16 protein-coding genes and 3 tRNA genes are annotated in these 19672 nt (G+C 67.1%); 3 read left to right on the forward strand and 16 right to left on the reverse strand.

The annotated features are described in order from the left end of the window. Nucleotides 1–68: 68 nt before the first annotated feature. From aspS to RM531_RS11110, 7 genes are all read right to left on the reverse strand, one after another. Nucleotides 69–1856, reverse strand: a complete 1788-nt coding sequence (gene aspS, locus RM531_RS11080) for an aspartate--tRNA ligase (protein ID WP_311659319.1) — start codon at nt 1854–1856, stop codon at nt 69–71. A gap of 75 nt (nt 1857–1931) precedes the next feature. Beyond that, complete coding sequence (locus RM531_RS11085) at nt 1932–2570, reverse strand: DUF502 domain-containing protein (RefSeq protein ID WP_311659321.1); 639 nt, start codon at nt 2568–2570, stop codon at nt 1932–1934. Continuing rightward, nucleotides 2570–2920: an FmdB family zinc ribbon protein gene (locus tag RM531_RS11090; protein ID WP_311659322.1), complete on the reverse strand. Its 351-nt coding sequence runs from the start codon at nt 2918–2920 to the stop codon at nt 2570–2572. The genes RM531_RS11085 and RM531_RS11090 overlap by 1 nt, the downstream gene beginning before the upstream one ends. A 79-nt stretch (nt 2921–2999) precedes the next feature. Further along, the gene (locus tag RM531_RS11095) at nt 3000–4340 is read right to left on the reverse strand and encodes a UDP-glucose dehydrogenase family protein (protein ID WP_349255437.1); all 1341 of its coding nucleotides are present in this window, start codon (nt 4338–4340) and stop codon (nt 3000–3002) included. A 214-nt stretch (nt 4341–4554) separates the two neighbouring features. Beyond that, a tRNA-Glu gene (locus tag RM531_RS11100) sits at nt 4555–4630 on the reverse strand. 28 nt (nt 4631–4658) lie between these two features. After that, a tRNA-Ala gene (locus RM531_RS11105) sits at nt 4659–4734 on the reverse strand. A gap of 68 nt (nt 4735–4802) precedes the next feature. Continuing rightward, entirely contained in the window at nt 4803–5882 is a 1080-nt protein-coding gene (locus RM531_RS11110) for a DegT/DnrJ/EryC1/StrS family aminotransferase (protein WP_311659326.1), read from the reverse strand. Nucleotides 5883–6003: 121 nt separating this feature from the next. Between RM531_RS11110 and RM531_RS11115 the strand changes: the two genes are divergently transcribed. Next, the gene (locus RM531_RS11115; RefSeq protein ID WP_311659327.1) at nt 6004–6891 is read left to right on the forward strand and encodes a DMT family transporter; all 888 of its coding nucleotides are present in this window, start codon (nt 6004–6006) and stop codon (nt 6889–6891) included. Here the strand turns inward: RM531_RS11115 and RM531_RS11120 are convergent. Both RM531_RS11120 and RM531_RS11125 read right to left on the reverse strand, forming a co-directional pair. Beyond that, nucleotides 6888–8180: an ABC1 kinase family protein gene (locus RM531_RS11120; protein WP_311659329.1), complete on the reverse strand. Its 1293-nt coding sequence runs from the start codon at nt 8178–8180 to the stop codon at nt 6888–6890. The genes RM531_RS11115 and RM531_RS11120 overlap by 4 nt on opposite strands. After that, on the reverse strand, nt 8177–9562 hold the full coding sequence (locus tag RM531_RS11125; RefSeq protein ID WP_311659331.1) for an SDR family NAD(P)-dependent oxidoreductase: 1386 nt from the start codon (nt 9560–9562) through the stop codon (nt 8177–8179). The genes RM531_RS11120 and RM531_RS11125 overlap by 4 nt, the downstream gene beginning before the upstream one ends. Before the next feature lie 105 nt (nt 9563–9667). On the opposite strand from RM531_RS11125, the gene RM531_RS11130 reads away from it, so the two are divergent. Continuing rightward, nucleotides 9668–9742: transfer RNA gene (locus RM531_RS11130), tRNA-Val, on the forward strand. Nucleotides 9743–9764: 22 nt separating this feature from the next. Here RM531_RS11130 and RM531_RS11135 read toward each other — a convergent pair. The 4 genes from RM531_RS11135 to hldE form a co-directional block, all read right to left on the reverse strand. Then, on the reverse strand, nt 9765–10658 hold the full coding sequence (locus tag RM531_RS11135; RefSeq protein ID WP_311659333.1) for an alpha/beta hydrolase: 894 nt from the start codon (nt 10656–10658) through the stop codon (nt 9765–9767). A gap of 42 nt (nt 10659–10700) precedes the next feature. After that, nucleotides 10701–12500 carry an acyl-CoA dehydrogenase gene (locus RM531_RS11140; protein WP_311659334.1) on the reverse strand — a complete coding sequence of 600 codons (1800 nt, stop codon included), beginning with the start codon at nt 12498–12500 and terminating at the stop codon, nt 10701–10703. Nucleotides 12501–12580: 80 nt separating this feature from the next. Next, on the reverse strand, nt 12581–13879 hold the full coding sequence (gene waaA / locus RM531_RS11145) for a lipid IV(A) 3-deoxy-D-manno-octulosonic acid transferase (RefSeq protein ID WP_311659335.1): 1299 nt from the start codon (nt 13877–13879) through the stop codon (nt 12581–12583). Between the two features lie 16 nt (nt 13880–13895). After that, nucleotides 13896–15329, reverse strand: coding sequence for a bifunctional D-glycero-beta-D-manno-heptose-7-phosphate kinase/D-glycero-beta-D-manno-heptose 1-phosphate adenylyltransferase HldE (gene hldE / locus RM531_RS11150; RefSeq protein WP_311659336.1), 1434 nt, complete (start codon nt 15327–15329; stop codon nt 13896–13898). Nucleotides 15330–15482: 153 nt separating this feature from the next. Between hldE and RM531_RS11155 the strand changes: the two genes are divergently transcribed. Continuing rightward, nucleotides 15483–16424 carry a lysophospholipid acyltransferase family protein gene (locus RM531_RS11155; RefSeq protein WP_311659337.1) on the forward strand — a complete coding sequence of 314 codons (942 nt, stop codon included), beginning with the start codon at nt 15483–15485 and terminating at the stop codon, nt 16422–16424. A gap of 1 nt (nt 16425) precedes the next feature. On the opposite strand, the gene RM531_RS11160 is transcribed toward RM531_RS11155, so the two are convergent. The 3 genes from RM531_RS11160 to rfaD form a co-directional block, all read right to left on the reverse strand. Beyond that, entirely contained in the window at nt 16426–17349 is a 924-nt protein-coding gene (locus RM531_RS11160; protein WP_311659338.1) for a branched-chain amino acid transaminase, read from the reverse strand. Nucleotides 17350–17473: 124 nt separating this feature from the next. After that, on the reverse strand, nt 17474–18484 hold the full coding sequence (gene waaF, locus RM531_RS11165) for a lipopolysaccharide heptosyltransferase II (RefSeq protein WP_311659339.1): 1011 nt from the start codon (nt 18482–18484) through the stop codon (nt 17474–17476). A gap of 141 nt (nt 18485–18625) precedes the next feature. Then, nucleotides 18626–19570 (reverse strand): ADP-glyceromanno-heptose 6-epimerase, encoded by a 945-nt coding sequence (rfaD, locus tag RM531_RS11170; protein WP_311659340.1) that lies wholly within the window; start codon nt 19568–19570, stop codon nt 18626–18628. Nucleotides 19571–19672 lie beyond the last annotated feature (102 nt).

The following is a 19672-nucleotide window of genomic DNA, read 5'->3' on the forward strand; positions in this document are numbered from 1 at the left end:
GGCGCCCCGCCGAAACGGGGCGCCTTTACAGTCATGGCCGACCGAGCCGGTGCCGGCGGCAGTCCGCGCTAAGAGGTACCGTCGCCGCCCGTCTGACGCAGGCGAATCCCCAGCTCGCGTAACTGCCGCGCATCGGCATCGCCGGGGGCGCCGGTAAGCAGATCGGTGGCGGTCTGGGTCTTGGGGAAGGCGATCACTTCGCGGATGGAATCGGCCCCGGCCATCAGCATCACCAGCCGATCCAGGCCGAAGGCGATGCCGCCGTGCGGGGGGGCGCCGTATTTCAGCGCCTCGAGCAGAAAGCCGAATTTCTCCTCTGCCTCTTCGGCGCTGATACCCAGCACCTCGAATACCCGGCTCTGCACCTCGGGGTTGTGGATACGAATGGAACCGCCGCCGACTTCGGTACCGTTGAGGACCAGGTCGTAGGCCCGTGACATCGCCTCGCCGGGGGCCTCGGCCATGGTGGCCGCGTCGTCGCCCACCGGGGCGGTGAACGGGTGATGCAGGGCCGCCCAGCGCTTTTCGCGGTCGTCCCACTCGAACATCGGCCAGTCGACCACCCACAACGGCTTCCAGCCGGCCGCCACGCGATCCAGGTCATGCCCCAGGCGTACCCGTAGCGCCCCGAGCGCGTCGTTGACCACGCCGGCCTTGTCGGCCCCGAAGAACAGCAGGTCGCCGTCGGCGGCGTCGGTGCGGCTCATGATGCCGGCCACGGCCTCGTCGGACAGGAACTTGAGAATCGGCGAGGCCAGGCCATCCCGGCCGGCCGCCGCGTCGTTGACCTTGACGTAGGCCAGCCCCCGGGCGCCGTAACGGCCGACGAAGTCGGTGTAGTCGTCGATCTGCTTGCGGGTCAACGCGCCACCGCCCGGCACCCGCAGCACTGCCACGCGGCCACCGGCATCGTTGGCCGGGCCGGAGAACACCTTAAATTCGGCATCCGCCACCAGGTCGGCGATGTCCACCAGTTCCAGGTCGATGCGCAGGTCCGGTTTGTCCGACCCGAAACGGCGGATGGCCTCGGCGTAGGCCATGCGCGGGAACGGCTCGGGCAGTTCCTCGTCCAACACCGACCGGAACAGCTCGCGGATCATGCCTTCGTTGAGGTCGATGATGTCGGCCTCGTCGACGAACGACATCTCGATATCCACCTGGGTGAATTCGGGCTGGCGGTCGGCGCGCAGGTCCTCGTCGCGGAAGCAGCGGGCGATCTGGTAATAGCGGTCCATGCCGCCCATCATCAGGAGCTGCTTGAACAGTTGCGGCGACTGCGGCAGCGCGAAGAACTGGCCCGGGTGGGTGCGACTGGGGACCAGGTAGTCACGCGCGCCTTCGGGCGTGGCCTTGGTCAAGATGGGCGTTTCAAGATCCAGGAAACCGCGCTCGTCCAGATAGCGGCGCAGCACCCGCGTGGTCTGGGCCCGCATCTGCATATGGCGCTGCATGCGGGGCTTGCGCAGTTCGATGTAGCGGTAACGCAATCTCGCCTCGTCGCCCACGCCGTCGGCATCGTCCAGCTGGATCGGCGGCGTTTCAGAGGCATTGAGCACGGTCAGGTCGGTGCCCAGCACCTCGATCTGGCCGGTGGCCAGCTTCGGGTTGATGGTGCCGTCGGGCCGACGGCGCACCCGGCCGGTGGCGCGAATGCAGAATTCGGGACGCAGGCGCTCGGCTTCGGCGAACAGATCCGCCCGGTCCGGGTCGAAAACCAGCTGCAGCAGGCCTTCACGATCGCGCAGATCGATGAAGATCACGCCGCCGTGGTCCCGACGTCGGTGCACCCAGCCGCAAACGGTGACCTCGCCGTCGATCAGGTTTCCGTCGACTTCGCCGCAGTAATGGGAACGCATGGGGTGTCGGGCTCCGCGCCAGTGTCAAAGGCGCGCAATACTAAATGAAGCGGGCCGGGATGCCCACCGCGACCGTTACGGCGCGATGCTCGTAGGACCGCCGGGGGGTGCAGCATCAGCGGCGGATTCGGGCGTGACCACGCCCAGGGAAATCACCATCCGCAAACCATCCTCCACCGACATGTCCAGCTCGATGATGTCCTCGCGGGGCACCAGCACCACATAACCCGAAGTGGGGTTTGGCGCGGTCGGAATGAACACGGTGAGCACTTCCTGGGAGGTTTTCGCCTGCACCTCGCCGACCGGGCTGCCGGTCTGAAACGCCAGGGTCCACATCCCGCGCCGCGGGTATTCCACCATCAGCACCTGCCGGAAGGACGACCCGTGATCGCCCAGCACGGTTTCCGCCAGCCGCTTGACCCCCGAGTAAACGGTTCGTACCAGCGGCACGCGACCCAGCAGCGACTCGGCCCAGCTCACCAGACGCCGGCCGAACAGATTGGCCGCAAGCGCCCCGGTGGCCAGCACCAGAACCAGACTGAGCAGAATGCCCAATCCCGGTATCGCGAAACCGAGCAGCGCCTCCGGCCGCCAGGCCGGCGGCACCAGCAGCAGTGACCGGTCGAGAAAGCCGACCAGCAACTGCAGAACAACGAGGGTGGCAACCAGCGGCAGCCAGACCAGCAGGCCGGCGATCAGCCACCGGCGCAACATCAGCCGGTGCCGGTGCCGGTGCCGGTGCCGGTGCTGGTCTTCTTGTCTTTCTTGTCGCTTTTGGCCGTGCTGTCGGACTTGCCGGCAGACGAGGACTTGCTGTCGCCCCCGCTGTCGGACTTGCCGCTATCGGCCTTGTTCTCGGCGCCGGCAAGATTGCGCTTGCCATCCTTCTTGAAGTCGGTCTCGTACCAGCCGCTGCCGGCAAGCCGGAACCCGGCGGCCGAGATCTTGCGCTTGAGCGACGGCTTGTCGCAGTCAGGGCAATCTTTCAGCGGGTCATCCGCCATCCGCTGCAGACGCTCGATTTCGGCGCCGCAGGACTCGCAAACGTATTCGTAAATCGGCATGTTGCTATCACCCAGGGGCGGGGGTTCCCGCGTCACCCGCCCAAATTAAGGCCAGTGGCGGGAAAAGCAAGCCCTCGGATCACACTGGCGCCGGATTTCCCGCGGCGCGGCCGATGCCGTAATAGGTAAATCCCTCGCGCCGCAGATAGTCCGGCTCGTAGATATTGCGCCCATCCACGATAACCGGCTGGGCCATAAGTGTCTTGAGCTCGTCGAAATCCGGGCTGCGGAAGATATGCCATTCGGTGACCACCACCAGGGCATCGACATCCCGGGCGGCATCCAGCGCGCTGTCGCACAGGGCCAGATCCGCTCTGTCGCCGTAGATTCGCCGTGCCTCGCCCGTGGCTTCCGGATCGAATGCCCGTACCGACGCGCCGGCCTCCCAGAGCGCTTCCATCAATGTTCGGCTCGGGGCCTCCCGCATGTCGTCTGTATTGGGCTTGAACGCCAGCCCCCAGACGCCGATGGTCCGGCCCGCGAGATCACCGAAATGCGCCTGCAGCCGCTCGAATAGCACCCGCTTCTGGCGCATATTGACACCCTCGATCGCGTCCAGCAGCGCTGGCTCGTAACCGTGCTGTTTGGATGTGCTGCCCAACGCCCGCACGTCCTTGGGGAAACAGGAGCCACCAAATCCGCAGCCCGGATAAATAAAGTGATAACCAATCCGGTGATCCGCCCCGATGGCCGTCCGTACCCGCTCGATATCGGCGCCCACCCGATCGGATATCTGAGCCAGCTCGTTCATCATGCTGACCTTGGCGGCCAGCATGATGTTGGCGGCGTACTTGGTCAGCTCGGCCGAGCGGATATCCATGACCATGCAGCGGTCACGGCTGCGGTTATAGGGCGCGTACAGCGCGCGCAAGTGGTCCGCGGCGCGCTCGTTGTCCACCCCGATCACCACCCGGTCAGGCTTCATGAAATCCTCGATCGCGGCCCCCTCTTTCAGGAATTCTGGGTTCGAGGCCACATCGAATTCCGGCGACACGTCACGCGCGTCGAGCGCGGCGCGAATCGTGGCGCGCACTTCATCGGCCGTGCCCACCGGCACCGTGGACTTGGTGATGACCAATCTGTATTCGGTCATGTAGCGACCGATCGTGTCCGCGACCTGGCGTACGTACTGAAGGTCGGCGGCGCCACTCTCGTCCGAGGGGGTGCCGACCGCAATGAACTGGAGCCTGCCGTGAGCCACGGCCGCTTCCGCATCGGTGGTGAAGGTCAGACGTCCGGCGTTCACGTTACCCGTCACCAAGGCGTCGAGGCCGGGTTCATAGATCGGGACGTCGCCGCGCGACAGTTGTGCGACCCGGTCTGCGTCAATGTCGACGCAAACAACGTGATTGCCCGTTTCCGCAAGACAGGCGCCGGTCACCAGACCGACATATCCGGTTCCGAAGATCGTGATGCGCAACAGAGGCCACCCGTTCAAGGGCGAAGCCTTCGCCAACAAGCAACCCGGAAGAGATTTCGGGCAGCCGAGGGCTACGGCATCCGCGTGAATTTGAGCGGATGCTAGTCAGAACATGTTGCGTGGATATGACGACGGCGATTTGCCGCAACTTGGTCGCGCGACGCGTCCGACTTCGGGAGGCGCTGCGGCGGAAAATCGCCGGAATCGCTTCGATTGGCGTCCCCAAGGGGATTCGAACCCCTGTTACCGCCGTGAAAGGGCGGTGTCCTAGGCCTCTAGACGATGGGGACGTATCGAGTCGTTATCGCTGCCGGAGACTGGTGGAGCCAGGGGGATTCGAACCCCCGACCTCAACACTGCCAGTGTTGCGCTCTCCCAACTGAGCTATGGCCCCGGGTCTCGTCAGCGGCCGCAAATTATAGGGGGCATGGCGCTCGGCCACAACCACTAATTGACGAATCTCTAGGTCAGCGCGGCTTTCAGGGCCGCCACGACTTCATCCTGCTCCGCTTCGGTCAGATAGGGATGCATGGGCAGGCTCATCACCCGCTCGGCCGCGGCATCGGCCACCGGCACCGGATCATCCGTGTACAGCGCCGGCTGCTGGTTGAGGGGGACCGGATAATGCACGGCGGTGGGCACACTGGCGTCCTTCAATCGCGCCTGCACCGCGTCACGCTGATCGACCTGGACCGTGTACTGCGCGTAGACGCTGGTGTTGCCCTCGGCAAGATGCGGCGTCTGCACCAGACCGGCCAGTGCCGCCGAGTAGCGGGCCCCGAGCTGCCCCCGAACCTGCACTTCATCCTCGAAGATTTCCATCTTCGCCAGCAGCACCGCCGCCTGTAGCGTATCCAGCCGGCCGTTGATACCCAGACGCGGATGGTGATAACGGCGGTCCTGCCCGTGATTGCGCAATTCCCGCATGCGCCGGTCGAGATCGGGGTCAGTGGTGAACGCCGCCCCGCCGTCGCCATAGCAGCCCAGGGGTTTGGCCGGGAAGAACGACGTGGCCGAGAGGCTCGACAAGCCGCAGGAACGCCGGCCATGGCGGGTGGCGCCGAAGCTCTGGGCGCCGTCCTCGATTACCGGCAGCCCGTGTTTCTCGCCAATGCGGGTGAACGCCTCCATGTCGGCGCACTGGCCATAGAGACTCACCGGCACGATCGCCCGGGTTCGCGGCGTGATCGCGGCTTCCACCAGCCCCGGATCGAGGTTGTAGGTGACCGGGTCGATATCCACGAACACTGGCTTCGCCCCCAGCAGGGCGATCATTTCCCCGGTGGCAATGAACGTGAACGGCGTGGTGATCACTTCATCGCCCGGCCCGATATCCAGCGCCATCATGGCCACCAGCAGCGCGTCGGTACCGCTGGACATCGCCACGCAGTGCGGCACGCCCACGTAGTCGGCCAGGCGCGCTTCCAGGGCCTCGATCTCCGGCCCCATGACGTACTGACCGTGCTCGAGCACGGCGCGCATGCGCGCATCCACGTCCGCCTGAATCCGGCGGTACTGGGCCTGGAGATCAATGAATTGCATGAAATCGCTCGCTTGAACCAGTCATGCCGGCGGGTGGCCGGCCGCCGCGTAGTCTATCATCGCGCACCCGCGGATCGGCCTTGCGCCGAGCCGTTCAGTCCGCGCCGACCAGCGAGTTGCCATGCCCGTGCCTGCCGCCTTTGCCATCGTCGTGCTGGTGTGGTCCACCACGCCGCTGGCGGTGAAATGGAGCAGTGGCGGCGGCGTGACCTTTCTCGAAGGCGTGGCGCTGCGCATGGTGGCCGGCGCCCTGCTGGCCTCGCTCCTGATCCGTGCCTTTGGCCTGACCCGCGACTACTCTGCCGCCGCCTGCCGGATGTATGCCTCGGGCGCGCTGGGCTTTTTCGGCGCCATGGGGCTGCTCTACTGGGCGGCGCAGTTCCTGCCCTCGGGGCTGATCGCGGTGGTCTTCGGCGTGGCGCCACTGTTTGCGGGCCTGTTCGGTGCCCTGATGCTGGGTGAGCGCACGCTGACCCCGTTGCGGGTCGGCGCACTGCTTGCCGCGATGGCCGGCCTCGCCATCCTCTACCGCGGCGAGATGGCGATCAACGCCGACGCCGCACCGGCCATTGCCGCGCTCGTCGTCGCCACCACCTTCTATGCGCTGAGCAGCGTGCTGGTGAAACGCCACAGTGTGGTGATGCATCCGCTGTCCCAGGTCGGCGGCGCGCTATGGATTACCGCCATCGGATTCACCCTGGTGTGGGCCGTCACTGATGGACAGCTGCCGAGCGAGGCAGCCCCGCGCACGCTGGGCGCCATCGCCTATCTGAGCGTGTTCGGCTCGGTGCTGGGCTTCATGCTGTATTTCCACCTGCTGGCACGGTTGCCGGTCGCTACCGTGGCCCTGATCCCGCTGATGACCCCGCCCACCGCGCTGACCATCGGCTGGCTGGTGGCCGGCGAACCGCTCACCCGGCACGCCCTCCTCGGGGCGGCGCTGATCGTTACCGCCCTGGCGATCTACCAGTGGGGCGACGGAGTGTGGCGGCGAGCGTTCAGCCGCTAGATCTCGTCCTCACGCCCGTCGGCCACCGCTTCCAGCATGTCGTAGAGCGGCACCCGAGCCTCGATGCCACGCAGCAGCCAGTACATGCCGCTGAGTGTGCGCATCACGAACACCAGCTCCGGCGCCGGCCGGAAACGCCGCCAGTGCCGTAGATCGGCCCGGACCTCGGCGCGCAGACGCGTGATCACGCTGCCCTCGGTGAAGTCGTAGAACGGTTCGGCCTTGACCGCATCGATCGCGGCATGATGATGCCGCTGGTAGATGTCAGCAAACACGTCGGACTCATCAGCAAACGCCGCGGGGTTGACGATGCCTAGATCCGCCAGCCCGGCATGCACGCCGGCCCAGTCGTGTGCCAGGCTCGCCGCCAGCACCCGCCGCATGCCTTCTGCCTCGGCCGGCGCCACCCGCTTGACGCAGCCGAAGTCGTACACGGCCACCCGGCCATCCGCCGTCAGTCCGTAGTTGCCGGGGTGCGGGTCGGCATGCAGCAGCCCGTGGGTAAAGACCTGACGCGCCAGGTTGGCCACCAGCGCCTCACCCACCCGGTCGCGCGCGGCCTGATCGGCCTCGCGTAGACCGTCCAGCCGCTCCGCCACGACCTCTTCCATGACCAGTACCGACTCGCCGCTGAGCGCGTCCACGGGGGCCGGCAGAACAAAGCCCGGCAGATCCAGCGCACGCATCGCCACCAGGTTGTCGCGTTCGATGCGGTAATCGGTTTCCTCCGCCAGGCGATCCCGGACCTCGGCCAGCACCTCGTCCAGGCGCGAGGCGTCGATCGGCAGCAGCCGCGACCAGCGCAGCAGACGGCCCAGATTGGCCACGTCGGCATCCACCGAGCCGGCCACTTCCGGATAGCGGATCTTGACCACCGCCGCGCGGCCGTCCGCCAATCGCGCGCGATGCACCTGCCCGATGGAGGCCGCCGCCATCGCGGTCTCATCGATCGAATCCACCTGTGCCCATTGATCCGGCCCCCAGGCGGCATCCAGCACCGTACGCATCTGCTCGAACGGGCGTGGCTGGGCATCGCGCTGCAGGCGGGCCAGCTGCTCGGTCAACTCCGGCGGCAGCAGGTCCTGATACTGGGCGGCCACCTGTCCCAGCTTCATCGCCGCCCCCTTGAGATTGCCCAGGGTGTCAAACCAGTCCAGCCCGCTCTGGGTCCAGTACTGGGCCCGGTCATAGCCCGGCAGCACCCGCCGGGCGCCCCGCCCCAGCGTGCGTAGCCCGGCGCCGAACAGCTTGCGCCGGCGGCTGCGCTGATCGCGCTTGTCGTCGCTCATGCTGCCGCCCGCTCTAGCCAGGCCAGCAGTTGATCGCGTTGCGGCTGCGTCACGGCGGTGCCGGGCAGAATCGCTTTGGGACGAGGCTGACGGTCGAACCAGAACTCGCCAGAGCGCCCTGCCACCCGCGGACTGCTGGCCAGCCAGACCATGGTGTCGGCGCCCATGCGGGCGTCGCGCAGGCGCCCCTGAAGCCGACGGTTGAACGCCGGCAGCGACTTCGCCACCCCCGGCGTCGCCGCCCAGCCGGGATGCATGGCGTGAATATTCACCCCGTCAAACTCGGGGGACTGCGCCCAGTGCTCGGTCAGCGCCACCAGGCCCCGCTTGGCGCGGGCGTACGCCTTCGCGCCATCGAACTCGCCATGATCGAAATTCATGTCATCCAGCGCCAGTGCCTGGGTGTACATCCCGCCGCTGGCCACATTCACTACCCGTGCCCCGGTCTGCCCGAGCGCCGGCGCCAGCGCGTCGGTAAGCACGAACGGTGATACCAGATTGATCGCCATGCTGCGCTCGATACCGTCCTCGGTGAGCACCCGCTCGGCGAACAGCGCCCCGGCGTTGTTGATCAATACATCGATTGACGGCAGATCACGCCGCAAGCACTCGGCCAGGTCGCGCACCTGGGTCAGCGACAGCATGTCCGCCTGATACGTCCGGATCGTGTCCGCCTCGGTGCCGGAAAAGTCCGCAATCGTCCGGCGGGCTGCCGCCAGCCGTTCGGCATCCCGGCCGGTGATGGTCACGCTGGCACCCAGCCGGGCCAGCGCCTGCGCCGCGGCCAACCCAAGGCCGCCGGTCGCGCCGGTCACAACCACCACCCGGCCGTCCATGAAATCGCTCAATCCCTTGTCCGGCATCGCCCGATAACCGCGCCGCGTGAACTGCACCATGGCGGGAAGCAGCGTCCGGTGCGCGAGCACGCCCACCGGGTGATCGGACGGCTCGGGCCCCGGCGACAGGGCGGTCTCGAGGCCCGCCACAGCCCGGCGACCCAAGCGGTTGAACCAGGGACGCAGCCAACGCGCGATATGGCGACCGGGGCCGAGAAAGTGAATCGCCGAGCGGTAATCGATAACGGTCCCGCCGCCATGAGCCGCCAGTTCGATCGTGTCGGTGACGCGAAATCCGTCACCCCGGCCGCTCAGCACCAGCCGGCGATCGGTCACGATCTCGGACAATTCATACGTCATCGGCACCGACCGCCCGGCAAACGCCAGCGTCAGATCGAAGCGCGTGCCCACCCCGGCCGCCCCGGGTGTCACCTTGCGCGCACGCTCGACTCCCGGATCCCACTGTTCGCAGGTGGAAAAATCCACCAGATACCGAAAGCAGTCGGCAACCGACCTCGGCACGGTCACGCGTTCTTGCAAGAGCATGGGCAATGTCCCGTCAGGTTTGCACGCAATACGCCAACCGCGGCCGCAGGTATGCGCCCGCGCGTTGACGCTCATCCGAGCGCATCGTATATTGCGCGCCCGATCGGGCGGTTAGCTCAGCGGTAGAGCACTGCCTTCACACGGCAGGGGTCGCAAGTTCGAACCTTGCACCGCCCACCATTTCACTCTCCCGATTGGCCGATCAGGCCGCCAGATGCGCCCGGAACCAGTCGCGTTGCTGCGGCGCGGAGATGGCGAAGGCCTCGTCAACGTAGGCGTCGAAATGGCCGCCCGGCAGCGTCACGAACTTCTTGGGCTGCAGCATCTTTTCGAACACCGACGCGGTCACGTCGAACGGGGTGAGCACGTCGCCAACCGCCGCGGCGACCATCACCGGCGTCGGGCTGATCAGCGGGGCGTAGAATCCCGGCTCGTACGACGCAAACAGGTCCACCGACCGCATAGTGCATTCGTTGCGCCAGTGCTTGGTGCGCTCCGGCGGAATCTGCAGGAAGAACTCGGTGGAATCGGCGGTCGGCAGCACGCAGGGGTCGCCTTCCTTCTCGGCCACCACCGGCACCATCGCCGGAGCTTCGCCGTTGTAGCGGGCCACGCGGTCGGCATCGCAGTTGCGGCGCAGTTCGCGCAACAGGTCCGCGCGCACCAGCCGCGAGGCGTTGATGCCGCCGTGCACCAGCGGCACCTGTGACACCACGCATTTCACCCGCCGGTCCATGGCCGCCACCATCAGCACGTGGCCGCCGCTATAGCTGGAGCCCCAGATGCCGATGCGTTCGGCGTTGACGTCGTCGCGCTGGCTGACCCAGGTAATGGCGTCGCGATAGTCCCGGACCTGCATCCAGGGGTCGATCTCGCCGCGCGGTTCGCCGCCGGATTCACCCAGACAGCGGTTGTCGTATACCAGCACGTTGAGGCCGGCCTCGGCGAATACTTCGGCGAAGCCGTCGAGATACATTTCCTTGGTGGCGGAAAAGCCGTGGGCCATCACCACCGTGGCGCCGTCGCCGTTACCCGGATACCACCAGCCCCGCAGGGTGACGCCGTCTTCCGTGTTGAATTCGATGTCCTGTCTCATCGCGATCTCTCCTCCGTTGATTATTGTGTTGCCGCCCGTGACTCAGCCCGCCGCCAGCATCGCCGGCGACACCGACAGTACCGGTTCGAAGCCGTTGGCCACGACCCGGGCATGGGCGTGCAGCCGCGGCATGATCTGGGCGGCATAGAAGGTGGCGGTTGCCACTTTCTGTTCGTAGAACGGCCGATCGTCGCCGGCCTTATCAAGGGCATCGCTGGCCACCATTGCCTGCCGGGCCAGCAGCCAGCCACCGGTGACGGTGCCCACCAGCATCAGATAATCGAAGGCGTTGGCGGTGGCCTGTTCCCCGGACAGCTTGCCGGCTTCCAGCAATGACTCGGTGGCGGTGCCAAGTGCGTCGATGCCCTCCGACAGCGCCGTGCGAATCGTGCCCAGTTCGGCATGCGCCGCCAGCTCGTCGCGAGTGGCGCTCATGTCGGCAAGCAGCGCCCGCATCGCCTCGCCCTGGTCGCGCAGGAGCTTTCGGCCGACCAGGTCGATCGCCTGGATGCCGTTGGTGCCTTCGTAGATCGGGATGATGCGGGCGTCGCGGTAGTACTGGGCGGCGCCGGTTTCCTCGACATAACCCATGCCGCCGTGCACCTGCACGCCCAGCGAGGTGATCTCGATGGCCGCTTCCGTGCACCAGGCCTTGACCACGGGTATCAACAGATCCACGCGCGCCTGATGGCGGCGGCGGTCCTCGGTCTCCGGCGCGCGGCCGGCCCGGTCCATGTCCGCGGCGGTCACGTAGCAGAGGGCCCGCATGGCGTCGATCTGGCTTTTCATCAGCAGCAGCATGCGGCGCACATCGGCATGGTGGGCAATGGGCGCGCTGGCCGGGGCGTCCGGGTCCGCCGGCCGGCCCTGCACGCGGTCGAACGCGTAGGCCCGGGCCCGCTGGTAGGCGCGATCGGACAGGCCCAGCGCCTGAACGCCCATCTTGTGGCGGGCCGCGTTCATCATCGTGAACATGCAGCGCAGACCCTGGTTTTCCGGACCGACCAGATAGCCCACGGCGCCATCGGCCTCGCCATAGACCATGGTGCAGGTGGGGCTGCCGTGAATACCCAGCTTGTGCTCGATGGAGGCCGCGCGCATATCGTTGGTGGTGCCCGGTTCGCCGTTGTCGTCCAGCAGATACCGCGGCACCAGGAACAGGGAAATGCCCTTCACCCCGGTGGGTGCATCCGGCAGCCGCGCCAGCACCAGATGAATGGTGTTGGCGGCCATGTCGTGCTCGCCCCAGGTGATGTAGATCTTCTGGCCGAATAGCCGATAGCTGCCGTCGCCGGCCGGTTCCGCGCGGGTGCGGATGGTGGCCAGGTCGGAGCCGGACTGCGGTTCGGTCAGGTCCATGGTGCCGGTCCATTCGCCGCTGACCATCTTCTCCAGATAGGCGGCGGTGAGCGCTTCGTCGCCGTGATTCTCCAGCAGCTTGATCGCGCTGGCACTGAGCAGCGGGCACAGCGCGAAGGCCATGTTGGCGGCATTCCAGATTTCGTGCGTAGCGCTGCCCATCAGCGTGGGCAGCCCCATGCCGCCGGAATCCGGGGTGGCGGTCAGCCCGTTCCAGCCGCCGGCCACGAAATCGGCGTAGGCATCCGCGAAGCCGGGCGACGACAGCACGCCCTCGGGCGTCCAGCGGGCGCCATCGCGGTCACCGGTCTGGTTGAGCGGCGCCAGGCGCTCGCTGCCGAAGCGGCCGGCCTCGTCCAGCACCGAACTCAGCAGGTCCGGCGTGGCCTCCTCGTAGCCGGGCAGTTCGGCCAGCGAGGCCGCATCGGCCAGATGGGTCATCACGAACAGCATGTCCCGCAAGGGGGCGTGGTAATCCGACATCAACAACTCTCCAGTTCCATGAAACAGCTCGTGGCACCGTCCGCCAGCATAGGCGGCGGCCGGCGCCTGCCTGCCACCCGTTAGGGCGGGTTTACCCTGTTGCCAGTCAGCAAGTCGGGCACCTCGCGCAGCGTTCGCGCCAGCGCGCCCCGATGGTCCTCGACGACCCGCTCGGCTGCCAGACCTGCCTGCCGGCGGCCGGCCGGATCTGCCAGCGCCTCGGCCGCGGCGGCGGCCAGCGACGCCGCGTCCGTCACCGGACAAAGCGCACCGGCCTCGATCAGCCACTCGGCCACCATCTGCCAGCCACCCAGGTGCGGCCCGGTCATCATCGGCAGGCGCAACGCCGCCGGCTCCAGCAGATTATGCCCGCCGATGCCGGGCACCAGACTGCCGCCGACGAATGCCAGGTCAGCCGCCGCGTAGAAATGCGGTAGCTCGCCCAGCGTATCGCCCAGCACCACCGCGGTATCCGGGTGCACCGCCTCGCCGCGGCTGTGGCGGGCATAGCCCAGGCTCCGCTCCTGCACCAGCTCGGCCACGGCCTCGAAGCGCGGCGCATGGCGCGGCACCAGAATCAGCAGTGAATCCGGCAGAGACTGCCGCAGGATCGCGTGCGCTTCCAGCACGAGCGCTTCCTCGCCGGCATGGGTGCTCGCCGCCACCCAGACCGGCCGGGCCTCGGCCTGCCAGCGTTCGCGCAGGGCCTGCCCCCGGGCGAGAACGTCGTCCGGCAGGGGCAGATCGAATTTCAGATTGCCGGTGGTATGGATGCGGTCCACCGGTATGCCCAGTTCTGCAAATCGGTCGGCGTCGGTCTCGCTGGCTGCCGCCACGCGATCGATCGCAGTGACCGTTTCCGCCATCAGAGCGCGTAGCGGCCATCGCCGGTAACGCCGGACCGAGCGGTCACCCAGACGGGCATTGGCCAGCATCACCGGCACGCCGTTCGCGCGGCAGACGGCCAGCATGTTGGGCCAGAGTTCGGTTTCCACCACGATTGCCAGCCGCGGCCGGTGGCGTACCACAAACCGCCGCATGGCGCCGGGCAGGTCGAAAGGCAGGAACCGCACCTCGGCAATATCGCCCAGCACCTGCCGGGCCCGGGCGCGGCCGGAGGGGGTGAAGGTGGTGACCAGACGCGGCAGCTCGGGATGCCGCTCGGCCAGGCCCCGCACCAGGCCGGCGGCCACCTGGACTTCGCCGACCGACGCCGCATGCACCCAGATGGCACCGGTGGCCGCCGGACGGCCGAACCCCAGCCGCTGACCCCAGCCGCGCCGATACCCGGGCTCGCGCAGGCCGCGCCAGGCGAAGCCGGCCAGCACCAGCGGCAGCAGCAGAATCAGCAGCAGACTGTAGACGTGGCGCCAGATCATGTCCGGGCGCCCGCCGTCATCCGCCCCGGGCCACGCGCTCGACGATGCCGGAGGTGGAATGGCCCTCGACGAATTCCAGCACACGCACTTCCCCGCCGGCGGCCAGCACGGCATCGGCGCCGGCGATGTCCTCGGGGCGGTAATCGCCCCCCTTGACCAGCACATCCGGCAGTACGCGCTCGATCAATGCCGCCGGGGTGTCCTCGGAAAACGAAGTCACCCAGTCCACCGCACCCAGACCGCGCAGCACTTCCATGCGATCGGCCAGGGTGTTGATCGGGCGGCCCTCGCCCTTGAGGCGCTGTACAGAAGCGTCGTCGTTCACCGCCACCACCAGCCAGTCACCCAGTTCGCGGGCGGCCTCCAGGTAGCGCACGTGCCCCGGGTGCAGCAGATCGAAACAGCCGTTGGTCATCACCACCCGTTCGCCGTGGGCGCGGGCTTCCTCCACCCGCTGCTGCAGCTGCCCCGCGTCGAGTACGCCAGTGTCCTCGTCCGCGTGTCGCGTGCGGGCGGCCCGGCGCAGTTCGGCCCGGCTGACCGTGGCCGTGCCCAGCTTGCCCACCACGACCCCGGCTCCCAGATTGGCCAGATTGGCGGCATCGGGCAGGGCCAGACCGGCCCCCAGACCCGCACCGAGCAGCGCGATCACGGTATCCCCCGCGCCGGTGACATCGAACACCTCGCGAGCCAGGGCCGGCAGATGGGTATCGCCGTCCCCGTGGAACAGCGTCATGCCCCGCTCGCTACGGGTGACCAGCAACGCCTCCAGCGCCAGCGATTCGCGCAGCGCGGCCGCGCGGGCAGCCAGGTCCTCGTCGGACGATGGCTCGCCGGTCACCGCGGACAGCTCGGCCAGATTCGGCGTAATCAGCGTGGCCTGACGATAGCGGGCCCAGTCGGTGCCCTTGGGGTCGACCAGCACCGGCTTGCCGGCCGCGCGCGCCGCGGCAATCAGTTCACCCACCCGGGCCAGCGTGCCCTTGCCATAGTCGGAACAGATCACCACGTCCCAGTCGGCCAGCGCCTGCTCGTAGCGCGTGCCCAGTTCGTCGATGTCGGCGGCCGCCTGCTCCGCGAAGCTTTCCTCGAAATCCAGCCGGATGAGCTGCTGATTGCGGCTGACCACCCGCAGCTTGGCGATGGTGGGACAGGCGCCGCTGACCACCAGACTGGTCTGCACGCCGGCGTCCACCAGCATTCGTTCGACACGCTGCCCGGGTTCGTCGTCGCCCACCACGCCGATCAGGTTCACCTGCGCGCCCACCGCGGCCAGGTTCAATGCGACGTTGGCGGCCCCGCCCAGGCGGGCTTCCTCGCGCGCGATGCGCACCACCGGCACCGGCGCCTCCGGCGAGATCCGACCGGTATCGCCGTGCCAGTAGCGGTCGAGCATGATGTCGCCGATCACCAGCACCCGGGCCGGCTCGAAACTGGGAATTATCTGCATGCCTGTCGCGTGGTTGAGGGTTGCGCGTGGCGGCGAATCCCGCATCATAGCCGCCCGGATATGCTGCCGGACGGACGCTGTCACGAATCCGTCCGGTCGAGGCGCATTGTAATCGCTCGCACCGCGACGCGCCCGCTGTTGGCAGGCAACTCGATGAAACATCAAGGATCACTGTTCGCCCTCCGCCACTGGCCGACCTGGTTCGGCATGGGGCTGGGCTGCCTGCTGGGCTGGCTGCCCTACCGGCTGCAGATGTGGCTGGGCCGGCGGCTGGGCGATCTGGCCTGGTGGATCGTGCCCTACCGCCGGCACGTGGCGGCCACCAACCTGGCGATGAGTTTTCCGGAACTGGATGCCGATACCCGCCGGCGAATGCTGCGCGACCATTTCCGTTCCGTGGGCATGGGCGCGATGGAAACGCTGATCTGCTGGTGGGCACCGGCGGGCAAGATCGAACGGCTGACCGATATGGAAGGCCTGCAGCACCTGGAGGCAGCCGCCGCGCGCGGTCAGGGCATGCTGCTGCTGTCCGCCCACTTCACCTCGCTGGAACTGGGCGTGCGCATGGCGCAGCTGTATTTGAAACGGCTCGGGATTCGCACCACCGCCATGTACCGGCCGCCGCACAACGCCGTGGTGGACACGGTGATGCGCAAGCGCCGGGAGCATCATATCGGCGGGGCCAGCATTCCGGACAGCGACGTGCGTGGGCTGCTACGGGCGCTCAAGCGCGGCGATGCGGTCTGGTACGCGGCCGATCAGAAAGCCAGCAATCAGTTCAGCGCGGATCTGACGTTTTTCGGCCAGCCAGCCCGTACCAGTCTGGCCACCGGACGCCTCGTGGCCCGGGGCAACGCCGTGGTGGTGCCCTTCTTTACCCTGCGGCGAGCTGATAACCGCGGCTATCGCCTGCTGGTGCAGCCGCCGCTGGAGGGCTTCCCCAGCGGCGACGACGAGGCCGATGCCCAACGGCTGAACGACATGATCGAAGCGGCGGTACGCGAAGCGCCGGCGCAGTATTTCTGGCTTCACCAGCGCTACAAGCGTGAGGGGGTTGACCCCTATCGCGACGCGCCAAAAGATCCGCCCGGCTAGCTCAGACGAAGGCCAGCCACTCGGCGTGATCGTCACGCCGGCCCATCACCTGATCGAAATAGCGGCTCTGCAGCTGCTCGGTCATCGGCCCACGCCTGCCGTTGCCGATCGACCGGTTGTCCAGCTCGCGAATGGGCATGACCTCGGCCGCGGTGCCGGTGAAGAAGGCTTCGTCGGCCACGTAGATTTCATCCCGCGTCATGCGCTTTTCGCGGATCGGAATGCCCATTTCGTGGGCGTAGGTCATGATCGTGCGGCGGGTGATACCGTCCAGCGCCGAGCGCAGATCGGGGGTGATCAGTTCCCCGTTGCTCACGATGAACACGTTCTCGCCGCTGCCTTCGGCTACGTAGCCGTCGGCGTCGAGCAGCAGGGCTTCGTCGTAGCCGTCGGCCGAGACTTCGTTGACCGCCAGCATCGAGTTGAAATAGTGGCCGTTGGCCTTGGCCTTGCACATGGCCGAGTTGACATGATGCCGGGTGAAGGACGAAGTCTTCACGCGGATGCCGTTGACCATGTTGTCCTCGCCCAGGTAACTGCCCCAGGTCCAGGCCGCCACCATCACATGCGCCTTCAGGCCGTCCGCATGCAGGCCCATGCCTTCCGACCCGTAGAAGCACATGGGACGGATGTAGGCCGAGTCCAGACTGTTTTCCCGCACCACCTGTTTCTGGGCGGCGTTGAGCGTGTCCGCGTCGAACGGCATCGGCATGTTCAGGATCTTGGCGGAACGGAACAGCCGCCCGGTGTGATCTTCCAGCCGGAAGATGGCCGGGCCGCGATCGGTGGCATAAGCGCGAACACCCTCGAAAACGCCCATGCCGTAATGCAGCGTATGGGTGAGCACGTGCACCTTGGCCTCGCGCCAGGGCACCATTTCACCATCCAGCCAGATCAGACCGTCGCGGTCCGCCATCGTCGCCATGCCGTTCTCCGTCCCGTATTGCGCCGCCGCCCGGCGCCAAAAGTCCGCTATTTCACCACAGGCGGCTAGCTACCGGCCAGCATTAACGCGCGAGGTTGGGATCGGTGCCAGCCGACGGGGTCTGTCAGGCGGGCAGGCAGGCCAGCACATCCGCCACGCCGATACGTGTCAGGCACTGGGTATGGCCCAGCGGGCAGCGCCGCTCGAAACAGGGGCTGCAGGCCAGGCCCAGGTGCAGAATCCGGGCGGCATCGGATAATGGCGGCGTGAACCCGGGCGTGGATGAGCCGTAAATGGCGACCAGCGGCGTGCCCACCGCGGCGGCCACGTGCATCAGCCCGGAATCGTTGGTCACGGCGGTATCGCAAAGGGCCAGCAGGTCGATGACGTCGGCAAGCTGCGTCCGACCACACAGATTGACCGCCGCATCACCGGCCGCGCCAACGATGGCGCTGCCCACCTCGGCATCCTTGGGCGAACCGAAGATCAGCACCCGCTGCCCGCGCCGCCCCAGCGCCCGGGCCAGCGCGGCGTAATGCGCCACCGGCCACTGCTTGGCGGGTCCGTATTCCGCGCCGGGCATGAAGGCCACGAAGCGCTCGTCGCGATTCAGACCCAGTTCATCGATCAGAATCGCCTGACGTTCGCGGTCCACGGTCAGGGTCGGATGGGACACGGGCGGCGGCTGGGCGGCGTCCGGCGGCAGACCCAGCGCCACATAGCGCTGCACCGTCTGGGGCAGGCGCTCGGCGTTAAAGGGCCGTCGGTCGTTAATCAACCCGAAACGGGATTCACCCAGATATCCGGTGCGCCGCGGGATGCCCGCAAACCACGGCACCAGCGCGGATTTGAGCGTCCGCGGCAGCACGATGGCCTGGTCATAGCCGATCGTTTTCAGCCGCTCGGCCACGCGCCGGCGCTTACCCCAGCCCAGCTCGCCGTGGCCGGTGGGCAGATCGAAGCCCTGGTGCGCCTCGGGCATGCGCTCGATGATCGGCAGGCTCCAGCCGGGGGCCAGCACGTCGATCACGACGGCCGGATCATGCTCGTGCAGCGTCTTCAGCAGACTCTGGGCCATCACCATGTCGCCGACCCACGAGGGGCCCACCACCAGAATCCGGCGCGCTGACGGCATATATTTCCCGCTCAGCCCCTGGGGGACAGTTCAGGACAGCCCCGCCACTCGATATACCAATCGAGATGCACCAGGGCCTCCGGATCACCGCGGACGTATTCCGGGTGTGGCATCAGCGTAGCCAAACCATCCGCGGTCATTTCAGGTCTCCCGCGCCGCCAACCAGTCCAGATACCGCGGCACCCCCTGCTCCACTGTGGCGAATTCATGCGGATAACCAGCCGCACGCAGGGCGGTCAGGTCGGCTTCGGTGAAGCTCTGGTAACGGCCCTTGAGTTCGTCCGGAAAGGGGATGTAGCGCTTCTCACCCGCACCCCGCCAGGCGATCACCGCATCGGCCACGTCGTTGAAGGGCTGGCAACGGCCGGTGCCGCAGTTGTAAATGCCGGCCGTGCCGGAGTCCCATAGCCAGAGATTCACCGCCACGCAGTCCCCGACGTAGACGAAATCACGCCGCTGCTCGCCGTCGCCGTAACCATCCGACCCGGCGAACAGGCGGCATTCGCCGTCGGCGGCAATCTGGTTGTTGAAGTGCCAGGCGACACTGGCCATCTTGCCCTTGTGCTGCTCGCGGGGGCCGTAGACGTTGAAGTAGCGCAGGCCGGCCACCTGGCTCTTGAACGCCCCCTGCCGGCTGCGTACGTGCTGATCGAAGGCGAACTTGGAAAACGCGTACATGTTCAGGGGGCGTTCGTGGGCGCGGTCTTCCGTGAATGTCGGGCCGGCGCCGTAGACCGAGGCCGAGGAGGCGTAGATGAACGGAATGCCCCGCGCCTGGCAGTAGTCCAGCAGATTGACCGAATAGCGGTAGTTGTTGGCCATCACGTAACGGCCATCCCACTCGGTGGTGTCGGAGCAGGCGCCCTGGTGGAATATCGCCTCGATACCAAGGTCCTCGCCGGCCAGCAGCCGGGCCTCGAAATCGTCGAATTCGAAGTAATCCGCAAAGTCGAGATCGGCCAGATTCAGGGATTTGCGGCCGTCGCGCAGGTCATCCACTACCGCGATGTCGCCACGACCACGCTCATTCAGGCCGGCCACCAGATTGCTGCCGATGAAGCCGGCGCCGCCGGTGACTACTAGCATGTTCGAAACCCGTTGGTGAGCGCGACCGCAATTACCGGGCCGCGAAAGAACCGATAGCCGCGAATTGTACCGCTCGGCGCCAACGCTGTCCCCGGCCCGGCC

This window comes from Spectribacter acetivorans (genome assembly GCF_031846305.1).
Classification (GTDB): Bacteria; Pseudomonadota; Gammaproteobacteria; order Nevskiales; family Salinisphaeraceae; genus Spectribacter; species Spectribacter acetivorans.